Here is a 26,031-nt window from a genome sequence, read left to right as displayed (position 1 = left end):
TTAATATAAAAGTAAGCCGAAATCAAAAATGCCATTAGTCGAACATAATAAATTACCCACATTTCAGCGCCTGCGTGATGAAGGTCAGGTTGTATTGCGCCCTGGGCAAGCATCCAAACAGGATATACGTGCGCTACATATCGGTATTTTAAACATGATGCCTGATGCGGCTATGCAGGCTACTGAGCGCCAGTTTTACCGATTAATCGGTGAGAGTAATCCGATTGCGCAATTCCATGTTCATCCTTTTAGTCTGCCGGTTTTTGAACGTGGCGAAAAAGCGCAAAAGCATATTGATAAGTACTACAACACCTTTGAAGAAATCAAAGAAGCGGGTATTGATGCTCTCATCATAACCGGCGCAAACGTCTCTCAACCAAAACTTCCTTTAGAGCCATTTTGGGAGCCTCTGAGTGAAGTATTTAAATGGGCGCATGAGAATGTAACATCGACACTTTGCTCTTGTTTAGCCACCCATGCCGCGTTGGAGTTACAATATAATCAAGCGCGCTATGGTTTGGGTTATAAGCGCTGGGGCGTATTCAGTCATCGCGTTACTGACAAACATCACCCACTGGTGAACGGTATTAATACCCGTTTTGATGTACCGCACTCACGCTACAATCAAATCGATCGTTCTCAATTTGAAGCGGCTGGTTTGCATGTATTGGCAGAAAGCAAAGAAGCAGGCGTACAAATGGCGGTAAGCCCAGATGGTTTCCGTACCGTTTATTTTCAGGGGCATCCTGAATACGATAGCATCAGCTTGCTAAAAGAGTACAAACGCGAAGTCGGTCGCTTTGCAAAAGCAATGAGAGAAGGAGAAAACCTGGATTACCCCCCTTTCCCTCTGAATGTTTTTGATGTCCACACGCAGGCGATACTTAATGAATTCAGATATCGTTTGATTGAATCGGTCAATCTTAAAAAAGAATTAACTGCTTTTCCTGAAGCACTGATACTCGATCACATTGACAATAGCTGGCACGATACCGCTGCGGCTATTATGGCGAACTGGATGGGACTGGTTTATCAAGTAACCAATGTCGATCGCAGATTACCGTTTATGGATAGCATCGATCCAGATAATCCGCTGTCCCTTAAAAAAATCTCTGACGCTTAATATTCTATAGGCTACGCTATATTCTTTAGCCTTTTCGGACCTAATTTCCATTTCTATCTGCCTATCGTTTTTCTGCATTTTCCGGATTACATTTTGCACCTAGTTTTATAAGAGTAATTGTTGTGAACGCTGTACCTTCTAAAGCAAATCAAACTGCCAAATGGCACTTGATTGTTCTCGTATCTTTAATGTCCATGGTTGGTCCCTTTAGTATCGATACCTACCTACCGGCTTTTGAAAGCATGGAAGCTGATCTGGGTGTAAACAGGATTTTGATGACCAAAACCCTGGGTGCTTATCTGATGGCTTTTGGTGCCTCGACATTGGTTTGGGGTGCTATCACCGACTGGATTGGGCGTAAACCGGTGATGATTATTTCACTCGGCAGTTACTTTATTTCATCAGCAGCCTGTGCATTAGCCAGTGATTTCGACCATTTATTGTGGTTGAGAGTATTTCAAGGTTTAGGAGTCGGTGGCGCACTTATCGCTGGTCGCGCCATGGTACGTGATGTGCTTGATACCAAAGATGCACAAAAGGCGATGGCCTATGTGATGATGTTATTTTCTGCCGCGCCTGCACTCGCACCAGTAATTGGTGGGTGGCTGCACGATTTCTTTGGCTGGCGTTCTATATTCTGGTTTCTAGCCATTTACGGCATTGTGGTGATGGCTTATGCCGTGATTGTCGCGCGCGAATCTCTGCCTCAAGAAAACAGAAGCTCAATACGAATTCAGGAAGTTAGCCGTGTTTATTTAAGAACTTTACAAAGCCCGCGCTATTTACGTTTGGTTTTTATCCTCGCGTTTGCGTTCGCTAGTTTCTTTGTATTTATTGCCGGCGCACCTACACTTTTATTTGATGTTTTAGGCTTAGATGCGAGTAGTTTTTACATTTTATTCGTGCCGATGGTTTCGGGAATTATGCTGGGCGCGGTAGTTTCCAATCGTTTGATTCACTATTTAACCTCAAGACAAATACTGACTATTTTCATCACCTTGATGCTGGCAATATCCATTTTCAACTGGAGTTTAAATTACTTCGCAGAGATATCTATAGTGCGCGTGATTGGCCCACTCGCATTGTATTCCTTCGGTCTTGCCGTAATCATGCCCGTTTTAACCATCGAAATTATCAATTGTTTTCCAAAAAATCGTGGCTCTGCGACCGCGATGCAGAGTTTTATTCAAATGGTTTTCAATGGTATTACCGCGAGCTTTATCGTCGCAAGTCTGGGAACAGTACTGAGCAACTTTATTATCACTCAAATCGTATTAATACTGGCTGCAATGACGCTATGGTTGTATGAACTCAGAGTTAGATAACATCAAAACTGACATCTCCGACTTTAATGACAACTCGTTTTTTTATGTAAAAAACGATAGTTGAATTTATGCAGAGCTAACCGCTTTGCCACCAGTCGATGCTATTTTAAAATAATCAAAAATTTCATTTCCAGTTCACAAAATTTTTACAGTCATCAGCATACTCTGCGTAGGCGGTACGAAGATTCGTACACTAACTATACGGAGATACATGAAATGAAAAACGAGTTAAAGTCAGGTTCAAAATCAAAGATAAATGCCAAACTATTAACAGCAGCAATTGCGACCCTATTTGTATCTATGCCAATGATGGCATCAGCGAGTGATTGTGACTATTCGAAAAAAATGAAGTCTGCACAATCCAAGCAACATTCAATGCAAGGACAATACAGCCACGCTGTAAATAAAAGCCCGATGGCACAAGGTGGTTTTATTAAAGTCGGTGCACACAGCCCAAAAGCGGACATTGTTGATACTGCAGTAAAAGCAGGAAGCTTTAACACACTGGTTACAGCGGTGAAGGCAGCTGGACTGGTAGACACACTTAAAGGTAAAGGACCATTTACGGTCTTCGCCCCAACCGATGAAGCCTTTGCAAAAATACCAGCAGACGTACTGAATGGCTTACTAGTCGATAAAGAAGCATTAAGAAAAGTGCTACTTTATCACGTAGTCGCCGGAAAAGTAACGGCTGACCAAGTAGTAACAGTGAAATCAGCGGCAACTGTTCAAGGCTCAGATGTGATGGTTGATGCATCTAATGGCGTTATGATCAACAACGCAAAAGTAGTCAAAGCCGACATCATGACAAGCAATGGTGTAATTCACGTCATTGACACGGTTTTAATGCCGAAATAAAACGCGCTAAGTAATACACAAAAGGCTCTCTTGAATTTATTTCTCGAGGGCCTTTTTTATGAGATGAACTTAACAGCGACTATCCTTAAAGTTCATCCAGCCTAAACCTTCATCTGTGGTCGCTCTTGGCCGATATTCTGCGCCTACATAACCCGTATATCCCAATTCATATAACCAGTTTAATAATCGGCTATAGCACACTTCACCTTCATCAGGTTCGTGTCGTGATGGCACTGCGGCAATCTGAATATGTTGAATGTATTCAAGATATTGCTCGAGTCTCTTCATCAGGTTTCCTTGCGCTACTTGAATGTGATAACAATCGAACATGATTTTGATATTAGAACGACTCAGGCAGGCAACGGTTTCTACAGCCGTTTCTATATCTGAAAGATAATAGCCCGGTATATCCTGACGGTTTATCGGTTCTATCAATATACCGATGCCATGATCAGCCGCGAGGTCTGCCGCGTAATTTAAGTTACGCAAATAGACATCAAAACAGGATTCTAAATAACCATTAGTCCCCCCCCCACTTTCGGGCACTTTTTCTGGAACTTTACCCGACATCACGTGGACTTGTTGTGCGTTTATCTGTGCGGCGTATTCAACGGCTTGTTCGATGTATTGACGAGCTTCAGTTTCTCTATCTGGAATGGCGCATACGCCAAAGTCGCCTGCGCTCAGATCACCTGGTAATGTATTTAAACTCAACATTGGCAAGCCCGTCTCTTGTAAGGCTTGTTTGACGTCTTCTGCGGGAGTATCAAACGGCCAGTGACATTCCACTGCATCAAAACCCGCTTTAGCTGCAGCATGAATACCTTCTATCAAGCTGAGTTCCTGCCAAAGAAAGCCAAGATTTGCTGATAGCTTAATGGAAGGATTAATGGACTGATTTATTGATTGATGTGTAGTTGTCTTAATCAAGTGAGAACCCTATTAACTTGTTTGTGTTTTCCATGGGTGATTCTTACCCAGCTTTAATTTTAAAACGACACCAACTAATAACAATAATGATGCCCAGGCAATAACCGCAGGAACCATTTCGTGACTATGTGAAATTTGCCCTTGAACATCAATGTTGAACGCTGAAATGAGGTAATCAACAAGAAACCCTGTGATTAAAGCAACGATCGTCACCCCTGATAAATAAGCAATCAATGAGCGTCTACCCAGCTCTTTGCCGATTACTCCCAGCGTTGAAATATTTGTCGCTGGTCCCGCCATCAAAAACACCATAGCTGTACCCGGTGAAACTCCCGCGAGTAGTAAACCAGCAGCAATTGGTGTAGATGCGGTTGCACAAACGTACATCGGAATGCCTACCACTAACATCAACAACATCGCAGGCAAGCCACTTCCCCATTCTGCGAGAAAAGCTACCGGCACAAAGGTTTGTACCAGCGCCGCAAATACCAAACCAATCGCCAGCCAGAACAGAACTTTATCGAATAGATCGGTGAATGAGTAAACAACACCATCCCACGCTTTATGTAAAAAACTATCTGGGTGAGATTCCATAGGAATCTCGTTAGAAGATCCATTTGATGAATCACAACATGACTTTATTTCTTTGGGTGGTTTTGATGCTTCTTCATCACTGCCACAACATGAAGCTGTTTTTTCTACAGGTTTAGATACTGCCTCGCTGCCACCGCAACATGACGCTTTTGCAACTACCTTTTCTGTTTTTTCTGATCCACAACAGCTAGCTTCCGCTGAACTCGTAGTAGCCACAGAAGCCGCCATATGAGATTCGTTTTCTTCTGCCTTACCCACCAAAAGACCTGCCGTGATAGCTGATACTATCGCTGCTATAGGTCTGACAATTGCCATAAATGGACCCAGCAAGGCGTATGAAACACTCACTGAATCAATACCTGTTTCAGGTGTTGCGACCAAAAAAGAAACTGTCGCAGATTTTGAAGAACCCGCACGACGTAAACCCAAAGCGGCGGGAATAACGCCACAAGAACACAATGGCAATGGCGCACCAAAAAAAGCGGCTTTAATTACCGATGGTGCACCATTTCCGCTTAGATGCTTTTGTAATAAAGAGGTTGGAATCAACGCCTTTATCAAGCCACCAATGACTAAACCCAGTACTAACCACGGCGCTGCTTCTAGACATAATTCTAATAAATTGTTTAAAAATTCCATAATCTATCCTTGTTCTATTCCTGTCCATAAAACTAGTTTTTGTTTTAATTGCTAGTCCTAAACGTTATCCAATGCATTTAAAATCGTACAAGAGGTCGCAGGTTCTGGCCCACCACAACACGCATCAGTAATTTTATGTAATGCATCACGCATTTTATTTAACTCATTGATTTTACTTTCTATCTGTACCAGTTTTTGCTCTGCGATAGTTTTAACTTCAGAACAACTGTGCTGATCCCTTTCGACACGTAAAGTGAGTAATTCCGAAATTTCATTCAATGAGAAACCAACCGACTTCGCCTGTTGAATAAAATGCAACTGCTTAAGAGACTCTTGATCGTATTCACGATAGCCTGACTCTGTTCTTCCCACAGGTGAGATCAGGCCCTGCTTTTCATAGAAGCGTAAAGTTTCAACTTGAAACCCTGTATTTTTCGAAAGCTCACCAATGCGCATTTTAGAAACCTTATTACTATTTATGCTTTGAGTATAAACCCTAAAGTCTACTATAGGGTCAAGGCAATACTTGTAATTTACATTAACTAGATTCAGATCAATTTACTGTGTGGTATTTCTTATCACTTAATTCGCATCTCTAAGTGAAGTTGCAAGTGATGATGCAAGTGATTTTAGGAAAACCTAGATAAAACAGGAAACTTGAAGAGACTAACAAGAGAGGGATGAAGTGTAATTTTATTTATTATCAAAAAAACGGCTAAAAGATGGGGGGTGACCTTAAATTAGTCATGCAAACAGACTATTCACAGAGGTTCTATCATTAAAATAATACATTGAAATGTTATAAATAATGTTCAACTAACTCCTTATAGAGTTCAATATCACTTTCATAAACAACAGATTCATATTTTTTCACAAGATCAGAATCAACAAACGGTGAGAAAGCAGTGAAAATTTGAATCGGTGGCTCAGGTAAATTAAGCACCTTGAATTTATCCTTCATACCTAGCTTAGTAATTTCACTGGTTATTGATATATAACAGGGCAAATAGACTGCGTCTAAACGGTTAAATGCTAATTTTTTAAGATTTTTTCCTGGTGCTTCTAACCCTGGCAGAGGATCAAGATCAACCTTATTTTTAGTTAACATCGGAGATACAAACGAATTTTGTATAGTGCCAATTCTAAAACCTGATAAATCAGTTCCTGATGAAACCTGACTTAATGCAGATGACGAATTCACCACTATGCCTGACTTAATTTCGGAATATGGCAGTTTTGGGTATTGAAATATTAATTCTCGTTTTGGATTTTTTGCCAAAAACAAAGCGGCATCCAGTGATGCTTCTTCTAAACGTTGAACTAGGCGGCTTAATGGATATTCTTCAAACTCATAGTCTGTCAGGCCCATACGCTTTGCGACGATATTGAAATAATCGATCGCTGCACCTCTCGGCTGCTTATTTTCATCCAAAAACATGTGTGGATGTAAATTAACAATACCTAGTTTTAAAGTTTCTGCCTGAACACTTGTCGATAAAACTAAAGATAAGCTGATTATGAAACTCGTGATAAGTGTCAAAAATAGTCGAGGCAATTTATAGGCAGGCACAGAAATAAAAGCAACTTTTTTGCTAATTAAATTTATGCAATAGCTTTCCTTATTGATAAAAATCTCTCTCCAAATAGCTTAAAATAACTTTCTAAAATAGAGGCTTAGTTAGAATTTTTTTGGGGCCATGTTAAATGTAAGCGTTAATATTTTTTATTTTCTCCCACTTAATATTATTTTTATTTTTTGTGAAGAATTTATATCCATTGATGTCTATTTTTAATAGTGCCTTATTTTTATATATGACACCCTATAAAATGACTTCATAGTGCTACTTGCACAGTTTATATTGAGCAATAATACTAGAAATATTGTTGCGAACAAATAATTTTTATTTATCACGAATTTTATTTATTCAATTAATAGTATTTGATTAAATTCATTAGTAATCACCAGCATTAATTAACGCTAGTTTACTTGTATCAACCGAGCATAAATTTTAGAACCCTTTAAGAAACTCAATGTATTTTTAATAGCTATCTCACAACAACATCCAATTGAAAGTTATAAAAGGAGCTTCCTAAGAGTTCGCTTTTCCTTTCACTTTCTTTCTCTTCTTTTTATATACCTCAAAAAATTTCGCGCTGAATAACTTTTTAGATATCAATTAAAACTAAAGTTAGCGTCAAAAATACCGTTAATCAATCAAATTGGCATGAACTTGATATAACGATTCTAATACCAATCTTAAGTAATACCAGACGCCTTAGGGTTTTTAAACTAAACTTATGGCGTTTAAAATTGTTATGGGCAAATGCTCATTACGCCCCTCAAATATTCAAAGGAGAAAAAAATGGATGCTATTGATACGATTAAGATATTAGGTAGTCTTCTTGGCAACGGTGCATTATCAAAAGGTTCTGGAGGCAATGTCTTAGGCAGTATTCTAGGTTCAGCTCTAGGTGGGGCGCAAAATCAACAGACACAAGGTGGCGGCGCATTAGGTGACATCCTTGGTGGACTTATTGGTGGAAACCAGCGCAACACAAGTGGCGGCGGCATGGCTGACGTGCTGGGTGGATTACTCGGTGGTCAAAAGCAACAACAAGGTAGCGGAGGTCTTGGTGATCTACTAGGAAGCTTAGCTGGTGGCGGACAAAGCGGTGGCGGATTAGGCGACTTACTAGGAAGCCTTGCTGGCGGACGTCAACAACAAGCTCCACAAAGCGGCGGGATGGGTGATTTACTCGGTAGTCTTTTAGGCGGCGGACAATCTAATAGTTCTGGTCTTGGTGGTGCAGGTGGTCTAGGTGGATTACTTGGTGGCGCACTAACTAAATACGCTCAAAATCAAAACAGCACAGCGCCAAATCCTGGCTATGAAGATGCAGACCTGTTACCAGTAGGTGTAGATCAATCACAAGCAGCTGATCACGCTACGCTGATTATCCGTGCAATGATTAATGCTGCAAAATCAGATGGACAAATTGACGAAGCAGAACAAGAAAAAGTCATCGGCAAATTAGGTGATGTCTCTCAGGCAGAAGCTGACTTTGTACGCAGTGAATTCCGCGCACCGTTAGACGTTGAAGAATTTACTCGTCGTATCCCAAGAGGTATGGAGCAACAGATCTATGCAATCTCACTAATGGCTATCGATCTGGATCACAATAAAGAAGCGAAGTACCTTGATGAACTGGCACGTGGCCTTAACATGAAGCCACAACTTGTAAATCAGATACACGAGCAACTAGGTGCACCAAAGATTTATTCGTAAAATTTACTTTGCCTAGCTTTTACTCAAAAGATTTTTAGTAAGAGCTTTTAGGTTTATGCTAAAACTAAAAAAGCGACTCATTGAGTCGCTTTTTTTTGGGTTAATCTTTTATTTATTAGAAATACTAAAAATATCAATTTAATTCAGTTTAGATTTCTCAGCCTTATATTCAGCCCAATCTGCAAAGCCAAAAGGTGTTTTTTGCTGGTCTGATGATCTTCTCTTAAGTGCAATCAACTTTATATTTAGATCAGAGAAATGTTTAACAAAGTGCACTTGTTTACCATTTTCGGTGCTCCCTTTAAAATAAATCATAGAGTTATTTTTATAAGCAATATGGTCGATATAAAAAACGACCTGCTTACCTAAATGATCTATTTGCATACCCGCTTCATGGTCATCATCCAGTGATTTATGAAGGTCATTAATCCAGATCACAATATCAGTATTGTTAATATTTTGAGTTAATTTAGAACTGATTAGAATCTGGCAATTAGATATTGCTGCCTTACTTTTCAATAATATTGTATTGAAAATATCTTCTTTTTCAAAATTACAGCATGTAGCTTCCATTCTATCGTCCTTGACAGTTGTTATTGATAGTTATTATTCCTATTTTTTATTAGTGCTATAACTCTCTTCTAAGTTCATAGTTTTACTAAGAAATTACTTTGCATAGCCATAAAGAATAAAATAATTAAGAATGACACCCCCTACTTTTGAACCACAACTTGTTTTTGTTGTTTAGAAAGGATCTTAAAATTTATACATAACCAGATTTTTTGATAAATTATTTCAGCATCTCTTTATTATCAGTGCATTGTTTAGACCTTAATCTACTCTTTTATAAGCCAAATCTAGTTAATCTCTAGCCCTTTTCCTGTAAATTATTTGTGATACCAAACAAACTATTAGTAATACTCTATATCCCTTAATTTAATCGCTATCACACCGATATATGAGAAGAACTATGGCTTTCGCGCTTGTAGCAACTGATCGATCAAATTAACTGAGGATTCTCACATAATAACTAATTGAAAAATATCAAAATAACCATGCTACAATCCCGCCCTTTTTTGGCAGAGCTAACCTGAAATAGCTCTAATCGATAGTTATAATTGAAGGTATTACCTTGTCTCCTTTCGCAAAAACATCACTAATAATCCTCTTATTAATATCATGCATCAGCCCTGCATTTGCATCATCCGCTGCCAGCATGATTCCTCATGATTTCACCGCAAGTACTTTAAGCTGGTTAGCCATTGCCATTTTTGTTATCGCGTATACCTTTGTTATTCTGGAAGATGTCATTCACTTGAGAAAATCCAAGCCGGTAATTGTAGCGGCTGGTTTAATCTGGGTTATTGTTGCGCTGTCGTATGCAGATATCGGACAGTCTGATCAAGTCGATGCTTTTCTAAGCCACAATATTCTTGAGTATGCCTATCTGTTTTTATTCCTGTTAGTGGCGATGACCTACATCAACACCATGGAAGAACGAGGCGTATTTGATGCGCTCCGAGGTTGGTTAATCTCCAAAGGTTTTACCCTAAAAGGCATCTATTGGATTACCGGCGCACTGGCTTTTATTATCTCTCCGTTAGCAGATAACTTAACAACTGCATTATTGATGGCAGCAGTGGTTATCTCGGTATCTGGTGGTCGTGAAGCCATCATGGCAAATCCAACTATCAAAGCGTTTGTAGTACTTGCCTGTGTCAATATTGTGGTTGCAGCGAATGCAGGTGGTGCTTTTAGTCCGTTTGGCGATATCACTACTTTGATGGTGTGGCAAGCAGGTAAAGTGCCTTTCGGCGGTTTCCTCGGCTTACTTCCTGCAGCCTTGGTTAACTGGTTGATACCAGCCATTATCCTTTCTTTCTTTTTGCCAAAAGCGAAGCCCCAACCTAAAAAAGAAGAAACACGTCTCAAATACGGTGCATTCGTTGTTGTTGGTTTATTTATTTTCACGATCGCACTTGCGGTGACTTTCCATAATGCGTTCCATCTTCCACCGATGCTAGGCATGATGACTGGTTTAGGCTTTTTGCAGTTGTATGGTCATCATCTAAAAAACACAGACAAATCACACGTTGATGATAATCGTATCGGACGTTTTGATATCTACAACCAGTTACAACGCTCAGAGTGGGACACATTGATGTTTTTCTATGGCGTTATTTTATGTGTGGGTGGCTTAGGCGCATTAGGTTATCTTGCACAAGTTTCTGGTCTACTTTATGGTGTTTTAGGACCAACCTATGCCAATATTTTAGTGGGTGTGATGTCAGCAGTAGTTGATAATATTCCCGTTATGTTTGCTGTTCTTAGTATGAATCCTGAACTGACTCAAGGCCAATGGTTACTAGTAACGTTAACCGCTGGTGTTGGTGGATCTTTGCTATCTGTAGGATCAGCAGCTGGTGTAGCGCTTATGGGACAAGCTCGTGGCATTTACACTTTCATGTCTCATCTCAAATGGGCATGGGCTATTGCATTGGGATACATCGCAAGCATTGGCGTTCATATGATGATCTATAAACTTTCGTTTTAATCTGCGATTTAGATAGTAATAATCACCCCACTACTTAGGGGCACTTTTACATCACTAATAAATAGATAAAACCCAGACAAAAGAATGGCCACGATATGTGGCCATTGCTTTTGAAACAGTTTTGCGTAACTCACTTTTCTGTTTCTGTCGTTTTGCTTTACGACTTTTCTCATGTACCCCGCCCTTACGCAGAATTGCAGACAGGGCTACAGGGTTACGTTTTTTATGCACTTTATTTACCTTAGGCATTAACTTACTCCTTACTTACTGATTGTCGCAATGCGACGGTTATGAACTCACTGGAAGCCTGAACCAACAAGGTTCTTCCACTCGTTCTTGAAAATATTTAATCTTCTTCTCACGCATCAAAAACTCCGGTGCGTACCAGCTTTTCTTAAACCCAAACTGTTTTGGTAGCTGGGTATATAAAGAACGTGGCGGTTTGCTATGCCCGATATTTTTAAGTCGCGCGCCATTCTCAAAGCTGTGATAGTAGACTTGTTTGATGCCTAGTTCATTGCGCACGAAATCAATCGTCGCAGCTAACATGGCTTCTTGCCAAATCTTTGCATACGGCTCTAATACATCGTTAGCGTAAGCTTCCAATTCAGCTTTACTATAATCTCCGTACCAGCTGTAATCGTACTTAACAGCAGATCTCACTTTTCGAATCCAATCGCATTGAATCTCTTCAATCAATACCTCATCGGTTTCAAAGTCTAGATCCAAACGTACCCATGCCAAGGTTCCGCGATCACCTTTTGTTAAAGACGGATGTCCCCAATAATTAAAGGTGTGTGCATCTTCAGGGCGGATTAGCTTTTGTAACTGTTGTGTATGATCAGTCGCCATATTCAGCTGTAGCACTAAGTGGTATCCACTTCTGCTCATTTGCTTCCAGCGCCATTCCTTTTTACCAGAACCCCACTGACCCAGCGTTACTACAAATGCTAATGGATTTTCATCCCAAATCATCTCTAGATCTTTGGCCGTAATGTATCCGTTACCAGATTGTGCCAGCGCCTTTTTAACGGGTGTTTTGTTAAGCAGATTTGCGAAGCACGAACGCTTTAACTCTGCCACTGAGATTGGCTTTTCGCCTACTTTTTCAGTGATGTAATCTGTTAATAGCATTAACGCATAGCGATCACGAAAGTAATAAAACTTGGTTCTATCACCCGCTAAACAACTTATAATTTCTTCTACTTCATGTAATTCCATAATTTTTTCTTCCCGCAATCCAATCGCTTTTTTACAGATTGGAATGCTCTTTCTAGATTTGTATTCGTTCCCTAAGTAACAGGGTTTGTTTGAGTTGCGCCGCTAATGTGTGGCACAACCAACCAACTGTATTTATTAGATAAATCATATTATTCTCCTGAAATTCATTTAGTTAATCTTTTTAAAAAAGTGGCTTAAAGTGGGGGGGTGTCTTTACCCCTTTACGCAAAGCACTTGCTTTAAGGTATGCACCACTTCAACCAAATCGTGCTGATTTTTCATTACCGTATCGATATCTTTATAGGCCGATGGAATTTCGTCCACGACGCCTTTATCTTTACGGCATTCAACACCTTCGGTCAGTGCTGCTAAATCGAATCGGTTAAATTGACGTTTAGCCTTTGTCCGACTCATTTTTCGACCTGCTCCGTGTGCACACGAGCAAAACGATGCTTTAGAGCCTTTACCACGAACGATATAGGATTTCGCTCCCATACTTCCGGGGATAATACCTAAGTCATCCACACCTGCTCGAATTGCACCTTTGCGCGTGATAAACACGTTTTCGCCGTAATGCATTTCTTTCTGCACATAATTGTGATGGCAGTTGATCGCTTCTTTGGTTGCAATAAACGGTGGCAATTCAGCTTGCAAGGCCTTGATCGTCAAACGCATCATTTCGCGTCTATTAACCATCGCGTAATCTTGCGCCCAGCCTACTGCTTCAACATAGTCATCAAAATGTTGTGCGCCATCGGTGAAATAGGCGAGTTCTTTATCAGGCAAATGACCCAACTGTTTTCCCATATCTTTTTTTGCTAAATTAATAAAATAGCGACCGATTGCGTTTCCAATTCCACGGCTACCTGAGTGCAGCATGATCCAGACATCATCGTTCTCATCAATACACAATTCGATAAAGTGATTACCACCACCTAAAGTTCCTAACTGACGACCCCATGTATGGTGAAAATTTCGCACCATTTTTGTTAATCCGGGGTGTTTGTCCGTTATGGCTTTCAATGGTCTTTCCATCGAGTTCCACGTTGAAGCGTTAATCGCTTCGCGTTTATGCATATCAAAACCGACAGGTACTTGATCTTCAATCGCTCTTCGTGAGCGTCTCAAGGTATCGGGTAAATCATGTGCTTTTAACGAAATTCGCACCGCATTCATGCCGCAACCAATATCCACGCCAACTGCGGCGGGGATGATTGCGTCTTTGCTCGGAATCACCGAACCCACAGTAGCGCCTTTGCCGACATGCACATCAGGCATAGCTGCAATGTGATGATGGATAAATGGCAGTTGGGATATATTCGTCAACTGCGTCATCGATGCACTATCAACATCATTGGTAAATATTTTTACGGGAACTTTGCCTTTGTTTAATGTTTTTTGAATTGGCATTTTTCTGTACCTAGTTTTATTTCTCAATTCCTCGCAGGCATAAAAAAACCCTGAGGACTCGCGTCACTCAGGGTTTCAATGTTCATACAGAAATCGTATACATTGGCTGGGTGACGCTTAGTTATTTTTTAAACCAAGCTCCCAGCAATTGCATGGGAGATTAGTCGATAAATTTCTGATTTTGATTGAACATGTGTATCTCCAGTATTTGTTTAGTAAGCTAAATGATAATTTTCAAAAGCTTGTGTGTTAAAAGTGGCGGGGACTTTGCGCTAATTTTTATTGTCTGTCAATTATTTGTAGGTGATTTACAGGAAAAGCACACAATTTTAGGATAGATGGATCAAATTTAAGTATAAAAGTCACCCCCCTACTTTTAGGCAGTTTTTAAGTTTATTCTATGACTTAGCTACTTTTCGAAACCTCACTTCCAAGTTAGTGACTTATCAAAATTCGTCAGTGATAGTAATCACTTCACCGTTTCTTAGCACCCTGATTTCACCCTCTGGAATTTCAAACCATTTTTCGTCACTGAGTGGTACGCTGGCGATTAGCATTACATCCTTTGAGTTAAGTTTATCCAGCTCTAAGCCATCGATGGCCACATCGGTTTCACAAGCAGAGCAGCGTCGACACGTCATATATAGGCCCGGCAGAAGATCACCATCCGGAGAAATTCTTTTGTGGCTATGATTGAAAACATAATCACTATCTGAATAAATGACATTGGCGATGCCCAGAGTACTCATTTTGCTTACAAAACTAGCAAAGACTTTATAACGTGATACCAAGTCAGGCGCTGTTTCCTGATCCCAGATTTTGCTCATATTCTCCATCAGATAACAGAAAGCAAATTCTGAGTCTGTGTTTCCTATTGGCCTGAATCGCTTTGACTTGAATTCTTCTTTTGTATCGATTTCGAGAAGGTCACCATTGTGCGCAAAAACATGCTGTTTGCCACCTAATTCGCGGGTAAACGGTTGAGTATTTCTGGTACTGACCTCCCCTTGTGTTGCCAGACGGATGTGCGAAATGATAATTTTGCTGTGAATACTGAGATCCTTGACGAACTTAAGATAACCACTTTCACTTGCAGTACAGGCTTCTTTAATGATGCGCGCATCATTATTATCATAATAGGCAATTCCCCAGCCATCTTTGTGCAGGTCGGTCAGACCACCATGCCTGGAAAACTCATCCAGAGAAAATGAAACTTCAGCGGGAACCGAGCTACACATGGCAAATAACTCACACATTGATCAATTATTTACGCGCATCTTTTATGTACATAACCGAGCCGTCATTTCTCATTTCTATATCAAATAACTCGCTGGCTCTAATCAAATCACCCAGCTTTCTGTAGCCATAGTTTATGGATGAGAAAGAGCTGTTATTGGAAATATAGTGTCCGACATGGCTCATGTGCGCCCAACCGTCATCTTCTGATGACTGCTCAACTGCCGTCCTTAATAACTTCACCAGTGCGTTATCACGTCTAAGTTCAGCTTTACTTTTCTTCGCTTTCTTAGTGGATGTATTATCTGTGCTACCTGTTTTCTCTTTTTCTTCTTGCGCTAAATTTTCTGTGAAGATAAATGGCGAACATGCATCAACAAATGGCTGCGGCGTTTTCTTTTCACCAAAGCCATAAACAGGTAATCCACTCTCAAGAATTCGAAGAACCAGTGGCGTGAAATCACTATCGCTGGTCATCAAGGCAAACGCATCAATACTGCCACTGTAGAGTAAATCCATTGCGTCGATAATCATCGCAGAGTCGGTCGCGTTTTTGCCTTTGGTATACGCAAATTGCTGCATCGGCCTTATCGCGTTTGGGTGTAATCGATTAATCCAGCCAGACAACGATGAGTTATTCCAGTCACCATGCGCATGACGAACATTTACCATGCCGTATTTTGCAAGTTCTTCTAAAACACCTTCTATCGAGTTGTGGCTTACATTATCGCAATCGATAAGCAGCGCGATTCTTTTTCTTTCTGACACAAATATCTCCTGATATTTTAAAACTTATAATGTCCCCCCCTACTTTTAGGCTAAAAAAGTACTGATAAGTAGGGGGGTGACAAATTAACTTTCTTTTTTCTGATCTTCTATTTTAATGAGTGCTTTACCACCTGTGGCGGCTTCCTCAGCAGCATCATCTTTAGCTTTTTTTTCTTTTTCTTCATCATTGTCTGTATCACCTTCATAGACAATGATTTCCACGGGCTTATGATACATCAAATGCGAGACATCAACGCTGTCGCCGTATTTTTCCTTTATTGCTTTAATTGCACGGGTGCGTTTATCAAAGAAATGATCTGCGCCAATAATCTTATATAAACCAGAACGTTTCAGAGCATCTTCGACTTTAAATTTAACCCGCGAGAAATAGAATTCTATGCCTGCTTCAGCCAGGCGTTCCGACATATGACCCAGCATTTCTTCACCTGTCGCATCAATTTGATCAACCGCTTCCAAGTCTAATACGATCACTTTTAACTTAGGTTTGTCTGCCACTGCATTAAGCAATTTGCGTTCTAAATAACCTGCATTGGCGAAATATAAATCGCCATCATAACGATAGAATGCAACGGTTTCACTGGTTTTAAGGGCATTCAGTCGAGCATCACGATACACGCCTTCTTCGGTTAACGAGACTTCGGCAAAATGTGGTTGCATAGTGCGATAAAGATAGAAAACAAGTGACAAAACTACGCCAACAAGAATCCCCATTTCTAAATGCGGCGCATAAAATAACGTCGATAAAAACGTTGCTAACGCAACAAAACCATCGTGTGGATTGACTTTCCAGGCGTGGTGAAAAGGCTCAAAATGGAATAACCCAATTACCGCAACAATAATCACTGCTGCCAACGTCGCCACAGGCAAATGATAAAGTAAGGGCGTTAAAAACAATAAGGTTATACCGACAATAATGCCTGAAACAATCGCAGTAAAGCCAGTTTTTGCGCCGGCATCATAAGCCACAGCGGTACGTGAAAATGAACCCGAAACAGCATAGCCCTGGGTGACACCCGCAACTACATTCGCTAAGCCTTTGCCGACCATCTCCTGATCTGCAGATAAATGTTGGCGCGTTTTAGAGGCCACTGCTTTAGCAATTGAAAACGCCTCTACAAAGCTCAATAAAGCGATCATGAAAGCGGGCAATAACAAGAAGCCTAGATCTTTGGGAATGATTGTAGGGATAACTAATGAAGGCAAACCACTTTTAATATCAGCAACAATTGCACCTCCCATTTGCTCATAACCGATTGCCCATGAAACTAATATAGTGACCACAACCGTGATAATAATATTGGGTAATTTTGGTGTGAATTTCTTCAAACCAAATAATAAAGCCAAAGAGAAAACGCCCATCATTAATGTGACAAAATGGGTTTGCGGTATCGCTAACACAAGATTCCATAACGTTTGATAAAGGTGAACACCTGTTTCTGGATTAACCCCTAAAATTTTACCAATTTGGGTGCTGGCAATAACAATCGCGGCGGCATTCGTAAAACCAATAACAACAGGATGCGAGAGAAAATCAACCATGATGCCTAAACGCAAAAAGCCCAATAACATTTGCATGACACCTGCGAGAATCGCAATCATCGCGGCATAAGCTACATATTGCGTCGCATCAAGATTAAGGGGCAATAAAGCGGCTGCCGTCATCAAAGATATAATCGCGACCGGACCATTTTGTAATTGTCGCGACGAACCGAAAAGCGCGGCAACAATCGGAACCAGAAAAGCAGCGTATAAACCCATCTGCGGAGGTAAGCCTGCGAGCTGTGCGTAAGCCATCGACTGCGGAATTAGCACCAATGCGACAGTAATACCCGCAATGACATCAGCTCTTAAAATTTGCGGATTTTTAAGTTCAAAAATCCAGTCAAGAAAAGGAACGAAACGTTTTTTTCCATCGCGCGCCAGTTGTAATAAGTATTCGTTCATTCTTGCCCTATTGGTGTCTTTATTGTGCTTTTTTATTTGAATCAAAATATGCTGATTCATACTATTTCATTATTATCATAAAGATAGCAGAAACTAATCAACAATTTTCTATAATCTATTTTATTTATGGATTAATTAATCTAATTTAAGACAATTCGATCATTCTTTAAACTAAGCATCGTATAATAAGAAAAAAGTGCCCTAAAGTACGGGGGTGTCTTTTTGAATACCAACAATAGATCAGAAGAATTATGTTTATATTTACCATAGTAGCCAAGCCAAAACCTGATAATAATGAGTCCAAAGAACTTGGCGGTGCCTATGTGAATGCTTATATTAATTTTAAGGATGAGGAAGGTGCTGAAGTGATTGCCAGGTATTACATCGAAGATGCAGGTTGGTACGCTGAAGAAACTGACGAAGTATCTTGGGTATTTAAAGGTGATTTAAAGAAAAGTGAAGAAAGATATCAATACTTTAAAGAAGCAAAGGCAAGTGGAAGCTGTCTTGTTTTTAACACTTGGCCAATTGATGCAGAAGATGTAGAAACAAAACATTAATATATTAATACATTAATAAATAACAGAACAGAACAGACTAGCAAATATTCTCACAACAAAAACACGTTTCGCAGAACTAGCTAATACCGTTTATTGCGATGTAATGCTAATTAACCAAAACGTGTCCTCAATGAAAAATTACCCATCGGATTATAAATGAAATTATTAGTACGTAACTTAGATCGATCAACAACAGAAGAAGAGCTACAAAAGTTATTTGAAGAATTCGGCGCAGTTCAATATTGCACTCTGATAAAAGATATCAATAGTGGCGCGTCTAAAGGCTTTGGATTCGTTGAGATGCCCAAAATAGGTGATGCAAAAGCCGCAATCAAACATTTAAACAACAAAGCAGTCGGTAGCAATAAAATACGCGTTAAGAAAGCTGAAGATAAAACTGAAGATAAGGCTGAAAATAAAGATGAATAACAAGCCCAAATAAAAAATAGTCAGCATATTAAAGGAAGATCATGATACGTCTAAAAGAACAGACCGAGGCTAAAATTGAAGAGTCTCGACAAGCTAACCCTGAGTTTATGAAAGGCGTCGAAGATATCATTAAGCAGGCAAAAGACTTCCAACAAGGTAGCAACGCTGTTGAAACGGGCACGCAAGCACCTGGTTTCAAATTACCAGATCCAGATGGTAAATTAGTATCATTGCCTGCTTTACTGGCAAAAGGCCCTCTTGTTGTCACTTTTTATCGTGGTAGCTGGTGTCCTTACTGCAATTTACAGCTTAGAGCTTTGCAAGCACGTTTAGGTGATATTCATGCGCTAGGTGCTGAATTGGTTGCCATTAGCCCACAAGTACCTGATGGGTCGATGACAAAGAACGCCATTAGTGAAATGGACTTTCTTGTATTGTCTGACCAGAATGCAAAAGTTGCGGCTGAATACGGTGTTGCATGGGAAGTTCCAGAGTTTCTTGTAGAGCACATGAAAGTAGACCGTAAGCTTGATCTAGAAGAAATCAATAATGGCAATGGCAGCATGCTTCCGATTCCTGCGACTTTTGTTTTAGATACTGATGGTGTCATTACATGGCGCTTTGTCGATGTTGATTATCGCACTCGCTCTGAGCCTGAGGATATTATTAAGGCACTACAGAAGCTGTCTAAATAGACCACCATGACATTCACCCGCTATGAACAATGCTATGAATAACTTTACAGATATTGCATTAATAGAAAAGCTATCATCCCAAGGTGCTTTGTTTATTTTATTTGGCGGCCCCACTTGTGGCGTTTGCAAAAGCATACGACCACATCTTGAGGCAATGCTGAAAGAACACTTCCCTTAAATGCAAAGCGCTTATATCGACTGCGAAATATCACCTGAAATATGCGCACAATTCGGTGTATTTAGCCTGCCAGTAGTAAAAGTCTTTATTGAAGATAAACTCATCGAAGAAGAGTTTGGTGCTTTTAGTATTTCTCAACTGAAAGAGAAATTAGATAGGCCCTATTCCATGTGGCTTGCACTGTAGTTAGTAATAACATTCTTGAGTGCCAAGTCTTTATTACCTACAATCACTCACTATTTTAAAATAAGGACATTCACATGACAGATACTGATTCTCGACCACCATTGCCAGACCGACTTTCGGGTAATCCTCGTAGCCCACACCATGTAAAAGAAATTTTCGAGCACGAAATTGGCATCAAGTTTAATAATAAAGAACGCAACGATGTTGAAGAATATTGTATTAGTGAAGGTTGGGTAAAAGTTGCTTCTCCTAAAGCGTTGGACCGTCGCGGACAACCACTTCTAATTACGCTAAAAGGAACGGTTGAAGCCTTTTATAATTAATAGAGTTATAAATTGCTAAGTCACTTGTCACTTCTCGATTTCACCCTGATGATTGATGTGTATTTAACACGTCAATCAAGCAGACCATTATTTTTGAGGTCTTAGAGCACATATTGATTACTTCTAAATACTATTTTGTATTTACCTTCCTGTTCATTACATTTCAAAGTGCAAAAGCGTGTGAGCATCCCATTCAAATTGAAGGCAGTCATCGCGCCAAACTTCATGAGCAGGTATATATTGGAAGAGTTTCCAGTATCGCGATCCCAGAACTAGAAAAAACGATTCTTCCCGAAGATAGTCAAGGCTATATGTTTAGAAGCACAGACAAAAACGTTCGAGTTAAAGTCTATTAAGTCTTAAAGGGAGAAAGTCAGGATATATTAATAGCAAAACTTGGATGGTGCGGTAGCTATGATATTAATCTGGGAGATGTTATCGCCATTTTTGGAAATGGCAAACATTGGGAAGCAGTAAATGATAAGGCTGAAATTGCTGTAATACGTTCAGCGCTCACTAAACAATAAAACCAATCATAAAAATAAATTTGCGACGCAAAATCTATGCTTTCACTATTAATTCGTTAATTTAGACACCCCCCTACTTATAAGCACTTTTTTATTCGTGTTAATTGTCCCTTCGCAAGAATTAGAAATAGATTCACGTTCATAAAACACGCGTTTGCTTTACAATATCTTTAATTAAACAAATCAATTGAGTACAAGAAAATGAATGAAAAAGAATTATTACTAAATAAAATAAATGAAATGAAAGCTCAGTTAGCTAGTTCTAGAAAAGGAACAGAAAGCTGGAGCGCTACCGGGACAAAAAAATCAGGGGTTTCTCAAGTATCTAAACTAGCAGTACAGAAGCTGGAAAAAGACATAAAAAGCTTGAGTGAAGAACTAAGAATACTTCAGAATAAATAAACTAGAACAGAACAGAACACGGTATCAGTGGATCGCCAAAATCAGGCACTCTTTAACAAGATGTTCGAAAGGTAGGTAACACAAATGAATAAAGATTTTTTTGAACACAAGGCAGATGTTTACGAGAAAGATGATAAAAGAGTTTCGAATGTCGAGAACATTGCGAATACTGTCATTGAAAATGTAAAATTTGATCCAACAATGCACTTGATGGATTTTGGTTCGGGTACTGGATTACTACTTGAGCGCATTGCGCCATTTGTGCAAAAAATTACGGCTATTGATATTTCGAAATCAATGATTGAGCAGCTGGATAAAAAGCGAAACAGTCTGAGCTGTGAAATTGATATTCGGGAAATTGACTTAGTCACCGAAGATATTACGGAGACATTTGATGGAATCATTTCTTCAATGACTATGCATCATGTAAAAGATATAAATGCGATGTTCGATAAGTTCTATTCTTTATTAAATGATGGCGGAATAATCGCCATATCTGATCTTGATAAGGAGGACGGCAGTTTCCATACGGAAGATACAGGTGTCTTTCATTTTGGTTTTGAACGAGATGAGATAGCACTTGCCGCTAAGCAAGCTGGTTTTGATGAAGTTAACGTAGTAGATGCTAGTGTGATGCACAGGCCAGAAGGCGTTTTTCCGGTATTTTTACTGACTGCTAAAAAATAATAGTAGATACCCCCTTTTGCGTTAAGGACTCACTGCACAATCTACACAGCGAATTAGATTTTTATCTGAACACAAAGTCATTTTTAAGGGATTTATTAAGAGCACTCCTTTACAAGTAATTAAAGTAATTAAACTTTCATCTCAGGGTTAATATGAAACGCTATCGCATCATACATCGTACCTATTACAATTATACCGATACAGTAACGCTTGGTCCCCATCAATTAATGTTGCGTCCTCGCGAAGGCCACGACCTCCGTATCGAATCTTTTGTGCTAAAAACTACACCCGATGCCAAAATATACTGGCATAGGGATGTTGAAGATAATTCTGTTGCTATCGCCAACTTTACTAGCCCAACGCAACAGCTCACCGTTGAAAGTGAAGTCATCATTCAGCAATTCAATGAATCTCCATTGGATTTTATTGTGGCAGATTATGCGATTAACTACCCTTTTTCCTACAACGAGGGAGACCAGTGTTTATTGTCACCCTACAGGGTTTTACCCGATCAAAAGACCAGAGAACTTTTAAACAACTGGATATTTGAAAGCTGGAAGTCTGGCGAACAAGTTCAAACCTATACGCTCTTAAAGCGGCTTACTGAAACCATCTACAAAACACTGACTTACACGGTGAGAGAAGAACCCGGAGTTCAATCTGCCAAAGAAACTCTGACACTCGGTTCGGGGTCTTGTCGTGATTTTGCCTTACTCTTTATGGAAGCTGTAAAGTGTCTGGGCCTTGCCTCTCGTTTTGTTAGCGGATATTTACACGCTCCGCTTATGTCTAGTCAGGTTGGGTCTACGCATGCATGGGCTGAAGTTTATATACCTGGCGGAGGCTGGAAAGGGTTTGACCCGACGATAGGCGATATTGTTGGAACAGATCATATACCCGTGGCGGTATCTCGATTAGCTGAGTCTGTGCCCCCTATATCTGGGTCATACGCTGGTTCAGCTGAGTCAAAGCTTGATGTGGGTGTTTGGGTTAGCGAATGCTAAATAAGGATATTTCTTTTGATACTCAAGCCTCGATAACATAGCGAGGCTTGAGTAGATTTCTTTGTCACTGTTCTTTATCAACGTTCTTTGTCAGTGCTCTAAATAACTTCTTCGATAATACTTACCAGCAAAGCTTTGATCGCTTTCGCTTCAGGCACTCTTGCATCTGGCTCTCTAAAGCTTAGATAGACTTTCTCTGGTTCATTATGAACAACATAAATCGCAATAGCATAAGGACATAACACGATATTGTGAGGATTTGCGCCAACCAAGGCATGAGATAAATCAGCCTTACAGAATAGTAAAATTTCTGCATCATCATAGACTGGGGTGGTCACGCCTGCTATTTCAGCGGTGTTTTCCAACATGGTTTTAGCGTGTGAGGTGTAACTGATGACCAGACCTTCTGCGGCAATTGCTGCTAGTAAATCATCTTTAGCATCCTTAAAGCTGGATTCGGTACTAAATACATTGGCAAATTCAGGGTACTCATTTTTCGTGTTTTTTGCCGTTTCACTTTCAGTGGGTGTAGCTGCATTGGCAGACGCATCACCATTTAAATTTTTAAACAATTCAGATGCAGCAAGGCCACACACAACAAACAGAACTATGATGAATATTTTTTTCATTTAACTACCCTATTTCAACGTTAATAATTATTTTATAGCTGTTATCAAGTATAGACTCACCCAGCAAAGCTGTTTAGTGATTTTTGTCACCCCCCACCTTTGAATGACAATTCGTTTTGATGTTTACAAAACGATTTTGGAATTTATGCTTTGCGCAGGCACTTTTTTCTAAGGGGTTAATATTAAAAAGCGCTACACGGTTTAATATCACCAATAAAGAATTGCATACCTGCAATATTCGCAACTTGTTTAAAACTGGCATATTGGGCGAGTTTATAAATGCGTGATTCTTTAATACTCCAGAAAAACAATCTACTGGTTTGACTGCGTTCCGCTAAAGAGTTCAACACAGGGCAGATGAGTTTATGCAGCGGCACCTGTCCTCGATAGTCTTTTGAGATACCTAAATCATGCACATACAACACCGGCTTATCATCCAGAATACGTTTTAGTGGTTCTAATATTTTGGGGCAACCCAGATCCTGATAAAACTGGATTGATTCAATCGCAGATTTTACTCCCTGTAATCCTAATTGTTGCGCCCAACAAAAGCCGAGTAAATCATTGGTTGTTTGATTTGCGCTATCAGCAACTTTATCACTTACTTTATCGACATCATTATCATTTATACATAACCGTAAGCCTGCATTGCCTGACAATTCATCTTTGAGCTTTTCTTCCACTTCAGCTTGAGAGTAGCTTTCCCCCCAAAGATCAGGGTCTCCAAATATATTCTGATAGGTTTTAATTAATTGCTCACTCATATCACCTTCTGCCATTAACGCGTCGAAGTTGTGAAAATCTTTAAAAGTCATCTTGTTATTCATTGTCTTGTTTATGAAGTTGTTCATGGGTAAAAATCCTCAGTTTTATATTTTTTTAGTGAGTAACATTGAAAGTAATTTGCTTTCGCGCTTTTCAGAAAAGCCACACGAATCGACGTCATGCTTGGGGTTGCTGTATGTACCAAAGAGCATGTCCCACCAAACGATGTCGCTATAATTCTGTGAATGATGACCAGACTTGTGATGCAAACGGTGCATTTCTGGCGTTTGAAAAACGTATCCAACCCAATGGGGTAATCGGATATTGGCGTGAATTAGGAAACCCGCCGAGCCTGTGATTAATAGAAACCATGATGCCGCTTCCAGATTTAACCCCAATAGAACAAACACAACGCTATTGCTGATGATTAAATCAAATGTCATATCGAGTGGGTGGATATAAAAAGCAGTCAACGTTTGTAAGCGTTTTGGACTGTGATGTAGTTGATGAAAAACTCTCCAAGCTAACGGTGATGCATGACGAAAACGGTGCCACCAATAGCCCACAAAGTTAAATATCACATAAGCAATCAATGCTGCCAAAGGCGCTGACATCGAATCACTTAATGAAAATAGCGACCAGCCATTCGCGATGCTGTTCCACAACATATCGACCAAAATGTAAACGCCAAAGATAAGTGCATTTACCAGTGCCGCACGCCCATACCATTTCCATTCGAACATTAAGGGATGGGCAGGAAAACGATGTTCCAAAAACATTAATACACCGGCAAAGGCATATAAAATGGGTAAGGCTAATTCGGTCATTGATAACTCCGTTTGTATCTTGTGTTATGTAAGTGCTAGCTATAATCGTACGAAGTATCAAAATTGACTATTTATTAAGCTCAAGTTTAGATATAGGACCTATAATGGATCTTATGATGATACGTATTGATATGACGAAGGTTTAATATGGCGATAACCACAAACTTATTAGAAGCCCTAAAGACAGTCTTACGTGCCAAAGGCATCACCTATAAAGATGCCGCGCAGGCGCTGGAACTTTCTGAGGTAAGCATTAAACGCATTTTCTCTGAGAAGAATTGCTCCTTAACGCGTTTAGAAAAACTCTGTGATTTAGCTGAAACTGATTTTTCAGAATTATTGGAGATTGCCGAATCTCAACAACAAAAAGTGAGCCAGTTAAGCCACGATCAGGAACGAATGCTGGTTAGTGATACCCAGTTGTTAGTGGTCTCTGTGTGTATCATTAATTACTGGACGTTTGCTGAAATACTCGCGAAGTATCAATTCACCGAAGCGGAACTCACCGGTGCATTCACGACATTAGATCGTCTGGGCATTATCGAATTACTGCCTGCTAACCGTTATCGTCTCAAAATCTCACGACGTTTCAATTGGCAAGTCAGAGGCCCTATTCAAAACTTCTTTATCGAATCCGTTTTACAGGCTTATCTGCACAGCGATGCGCAAGACGGAGGCAATCACCTGCACTTTACCTGGGGCATGTTGAGCAAAGAATCTGCCGAAGAATTAAACCGAAAAATTCACCGAGTGGTTGATGAGTACATGAGCATAGTTAATCAGGATGCAAAAATTCCGGTAGAAAATAAACTGACCAGTAGCTTATTGATTATGTTCAGAGAGCATTGGGAACCTGAGTCATTTAAAGCGCTGTGGAAGGATGCATAAACACATGGTTGCTAATAACTC

General features: G+C 39.9%; 30 protein-coding genes. 16 read left to right on the top strand and 14 right to left on the bottom strand.

Annotation, left to right across the window (positions count from 1 at the left end; genetic code table 11):
• The first annotated feature begins 28 nt into the window (after positions 1-28).
• The 3 genes from Q1A31_RS05715 (at position 29) to Q1A31_RS05705 (ending at position 3,306) form a co-directional block, all read left to right on the top strand.
• Positions 29-1,123: a homoserine O-succinyltransferase gene (locus Q1A31_RS05715; protein WP_299873633.1), complete on the top strand. Its 1,095-nt coding sequence runs from the start codon at positions 29-31 to the stop codon at positions 1,121-1,123.
• Between the two features lie 122 nt (positions 1,124-1,245).
• A complete protein-coding gene (locus Q1A31_RS05710) occupies positions 1,246-2,448 on the top strand; it encodes a multidrug effflux MFS transporter (protein WP_299873630.1) in 1,203 nt (400 codons plus the stop codon).
• Between the two features lie 216 nt (positions 2,449-2,664).
• Positions 2,665-3,306 carry a fasciclin domain-containing protein gene (locus Q1A31_RS05705; protein WP_299873627.1) on the top strand — a complete coding sequence of 214 codons (642 nt, stop codon included), beginning with the start codon at positions 2,665-2,667 and terminating at the stop codon, positions 3,304-3,306.
• A 69-nt stretch (positions 3,307-3,375) separates the two neighbouring features.
• Here Q1A31_RS05705 and Q1A31_RS05700 read toward each other — a convergent pair whose 3' ends face one another.
• The 4 genes from Q1A31_RS05700 to Q1A31_RS05685 form a co-directional block, all read right to left on the bottom strand.
• On the bottom strand, positions 3,376-4,236 hold the full coding sequence (locus Q1A31_RS05700; RefSeq protein ID WP_299873625.1) for a hydroxypyruvate isomerase family protein: 861 nt from the start codon (positions 4,234-4,236) through the stop codon (positions 3,376-3,378).
• A gap of 12 nt (positions 4,237-4,248) precedes the next feature.
• On the bottom strand, positions 4,249-5,469 hold the full coding sequence (locus tag Q1A31_RS05695; RefSeq protein ID WP_299873622.1) for an SO_0444 family Cu/Zn efflux transporter: 1,221 nt from the start codon (positions 5,467-5,469) through the stop codon (positions 4,249-4,251).
• A gap of 57 nt (positions 5,470-5,526) precedes the next feature.
• A complete protein-coding gene (gene zntR, locus Q1A31_RS05690) occupies positions 5,527-5,925 on the bottom strand; it encodes a Zn(2+)-responsive transcriptional regulator (protein ID WP_299873619.1) in 399 nt (132 codons plus the stop codon).
• A gap of 343 nt (positions 5,926-6,268) precedes the next feature.
• Positions 6,269-7,009, bottom strand: coding sequence for an ABC transporter substrate-binding protein (locus Q1A31_RS05685; protein WP_299873616.1), 741 nt, complete (start codon positions 7,007-7,009; stop codon positions 6,269-6,271).
• 823 nt (positions 7,010-7,832) lie between these two features.
• Here Q1A31_RS05685 and Q1A31_RS05680 point away from each other — a divergent pair.
• A complete protein-coding gene (locus Q1A31_RS05680) occupies positions 7,833-8,756 on the top strand; it encodes a tellurite resistance TerB family protein (RefSeq protein ID WP_299873613.1) in 924 nt (307 codons plus the stop codon).
• 138 nt (positions 8,757-8,894) lie between these two features.
• On the opposite strand, the gene Q1A31_RS05675 is transcribed toward Q1A31_RS05680, so the two are convergent.
• Positions 8,895-9,329 carry a DUF6173 family protein gene (locus Q1A31_RS05675; protein WP_299873610.1) on the bottom strand — a complete coding sequence of 145 codons (435 nt, stop codon included), beginning with the start codon at positions 9,327-9,329 and terminating at the stop codon, positions 8,895-8,897.
• A 643-nt stretch (positions 9,330-9,972) separates the two neighbouring features.
• Here Q1A31_RS05675 and nhaD point away from each other — a divergent pair.
• On the top strand, positions 9,973-11,310 hold the full coding sequence (nhaD, locus tag Q1A31_RS05670) for a sodium:proton antiporter NhaD (RefSeq protein WP_299873751.1): 1,338 nt from the start codon (positions 9,973-9,975) through the stop codon (positions 11,308-11,310).
• 54 nt (positions 11,311-11,364) lie between these two features.
• Here nhaD and Q1A31_RS05665 read toward each other — a convergent pair whose 3' ends face one another.
• The 6 genes from Q1A31_RS05665 to Q1A31_RS05640 all read right to left on the bottom strand — a co-directional run bounded on the left by Q1A31_RS05665 (position 11,365) and on the right by Q1A31_RS05640 (position 17,970).
• Entirely contained in the window at positions 11,365-11,559 is a 195-nt protein-coding gene (locus tag Q1A31_RS05665) for a hypothetical protein (protein ID WP_299873608.1), read from the bottom strand.
• A gap of 39 nt (positions 11,560-11,598) precedes the next feature.
• The gene (locus Q1A31_RS05660) at positions 11,599-12,531 is read right to left on the bottom strand and encodes a hypothetical protein (RefSeq protein WP_299873605.1); all 933 of its coding nucleotides are present in this window, start codon (positions 12,529-12,531) and stop codon (positions 11,599-11,601) included.
• Between the two features lie 213 nt (positions 12,532-12,744).
• The gene (locus tag Q1A31_RS05655) at positions 12,745-13,941 is read right to left on the bottom strand and encodes an RtcB family protein (protein WP_299873602.1); all 1,197 of its coding nucleotides are present in this window, start codon (positions 13,939-13,941) and stop codon (positions 12,745-12,747) included.
• A gap of 446 nt (positions 13,942-14,387) precedes the next feature.
• The gene (locus Q1A31_RS05650; RefSeq protein WP_299873599.1) at positions 14,388-15,197 is read right to left on the bottom strand and encodes a class II glutamine amidotransferase; all 810 of its coding nucleotides are present in this window, start codon (positions 15,195-15,197) and stop codon (positions 14,388-14,390) included.
• Between the two features lie 7 nt (positions 15,198-15,204).
• On the bottom strand, positions 15,205-15,945 hold the full coding sequence (locus Q1A31_RS05645; RefSeq protein ID WP_299873596.1) for an NYN domain-containing protein: 741 nt from the start codon (positions 15,943-15,945) through the stop codon (positions 15,205-15,207).
• Between the two features lie 84 nt (positions 15,946-16,029).
• Positions 16,030-17,970, bottom strand: a complete 1,941-nt coding sequence (locus tag Q1A31_RS05640; RefSeq protein WP_299873593.1) for a SulP family inorganic anion transporter — start codon at positions 17,968-17,970, stop codon at positions 16,030-16,032.
• Positions 17,971-18,161: 191 nt separating this feature from the next.
• Here Q1A31_RS05640 and Q1A31_RS05635 point away from each other — a divergent pair, with 191 nt between their 5' ends.
• The 10 genes from Q1A31_RS05635 to Q1A31_RS05590 all read left to right on the top strand — a co-directional run bounded on the left by Q1A31_RS05635 (position 18,162) and on the right by Q1A31_RS05590 (position 22,901).
• Complete coding sequence (locus Q1A31_RS05635) at positions 18,162-18,470, top strand: hypothetical protein (RefSeq protein WP_299873591.1); 309 nt, start codon at positions 18,162-18,164, stop codon at positions 18,468-18,470.
• A gap of 156 nt (positions 18,471-18,626) precedes the next feature.
• Complete coding sequence (locus Q1A31_RS05630; RefSeq protein WP_299873588.1) at positions 18,627-18,899, top strand: RNA-binding protein; 273 nt, start codon at positions 18,627-18,629, stop codon at positions 18,897-18,899.
• 41 nt (positions 18,900-18,940) lie between these two features.
• Entirely contained in the window at positions 18,941-19,594 is a 654-nt protein-coding gene (locus tag Q1A31_RS05625) for a peroxiredoxin-like family protein (RefSeq protein WP_299873585.1), read from the top strand.
• 34 nt (positions 19,595-19,628) lie between these two features.
• Positions 19,629-19,772: a thioredoxin family protein gene (locus Q1A31_RS05620; RefSeq protein WP_299873582.1), complete on the top strand. Its 144-nt coding sequence runs from the start codon at positions 19,629-19,631 to the stop codon at positions 19,770-19,772.
• Positions 19,773-19,958 (top strand): co-chaperone YbbN, encoded by a 186-nt coding sequence (locus tag Q1A31_RS05615; RefSeq protein ID WP_299873579.1) that lies wholly within the window; start codon positions 19,773-19,775, stop codon positions 19,956-19,958.
• Positions 19,959-20,032: 74 nt separating this feature from the next.
• The gene (locus Q1A31_RS05610; RefSeq protein ID WP_299873576.1) at positions 20,033-20,281 is read left to right on the top strand and encodes a DUF3297 family protein; all 249 of its coding nucleotides are present in this window, start codon (positions 20,033-20,035) and stop codon (positions 20,279-20,281) included.
• Positions 20,282-20,394: 113 nt separating this feature from the next.
• Positions 20,395-20,637 carry a hypothetical protein gene (locus Q1A31_RS05605; protein ID WP_299873573.1) on the top strand — a complete coding sequence of 81 codons (243 nt, stop codon included), beginning with the start codon at positions 20,395-20,397 and terminating at the stop codon, positions 20,635-20,637.
• Positions 20,638-21,009: 372 nt separating this feature from the next.
• Positions 21,010-21,210, top strand: coding sequence for a hypothetical protein (locus tag Q1A31_RS05600; protein ID WP_299873571.1), 201 nt, complete (start codon positions 21,010-21,012; stop codon positions 21,208-21,210).
• An 84-nt stretch (positions 21,211-21,294) separates the two neighbouring features.
• Entirely contained in the window at positions 21,295-21,897 is a 603-nt protein-coding gene (locus Q1A31_RS05595; protein WP_299873568.1) for a class I SAM-dependent methyltransferase, read from the top strand.
• 152 nt (positions 21,898-22,049) lie between these two features.
• The gene (locus tag Q1A31_RS05590) at positions 22,050-22,901 is read left to right on the top strand and encodes a transglutaminase family protein (RefSeq protein ID WP_299873565.1); all 852 of its coding nucleotides are present in this window, start codon (positions 22,050-22,052) and stop codon (positions 22,899-22,901) included.
• 98 nt (positions 22,902-22,999) lie between these two features.
• Here Q1A31_RS05590 and Q1A31_RS05585 read toward each other — a convergent pair whose 3' ends face one another.
• The 3 genes from Q1A31_RS05585 to Q1A31_RS05575 form a co-directional block, all read right to left on the bottom strand.
• Positions 23,000-23,530 (bottom strand): hypothetical protein, encoded by a 531-nt coding sequence (locus tag Q1A31_RS05585; protein ID WP_299873562.1) that lies wholly within the window; start codon positions 23,528-23,530, stop codon positions 23,000-23,002.
• A gap of 182 nt (positions 23,531-23,712) precedes the next feature.
• Positions 23,713-24,381 carry a hypothetical protein gene (locus tag Q1A31_RS05580; RefSeq protein WP_299873559.1) on the bottom strand — a complete coding sequence of 223 codons (669 nt, stop codon included), beginning with the start codon at positions 24,379-24,381 and terminating at the stop codon, positions 23,713-23,715.
• Positions 24,382-24,399: 18 nt separating this feature from the next.
• Positions 24,400-25,122, bottom strand: coding sequence for a sterol desaturase family protein (locus tag Q1A31_RS05575; protein ID WP_299873556.1), 723 nt, complete (start codon positions 25,120-25,122; stop codon positions 24,400-24,402).
• A gap of 147 nt (positions 25,123-25,269) precedes the next feature.
• On the opposite strand from Q1A31_RS05575, the gene Q1A31_RS05570 reads away from it, so the two are divergent.
• On the top strand, positions 25,270-26,010 hold the full coding sequence (locus Q1A31_RS05570; protein WP_299873553.1) for a helix-turn-helix transcriptional regulator: 741 nt from the start codon (positions 25,270-25,272) through the stop codon (positions 26,008-26,010).
• The last annotated feature ends 21 nt before the right edge of the window (positions 26,011-26,031 follow it).

This window comes from uncultured Cocleimonas sp., from assembly GCF_947495625.1.
Classification (GTDB): domain Bacteria; phylum Pseudomonadota; class Gammaproteobacteria; order Thiotrichales; family Thiotrichaceae; genus Cocleimonas.
Note: the sequence above shows the minus strand (reverse complement) of the source record. Positions and strands in the feature narration are given on the sequence as shown.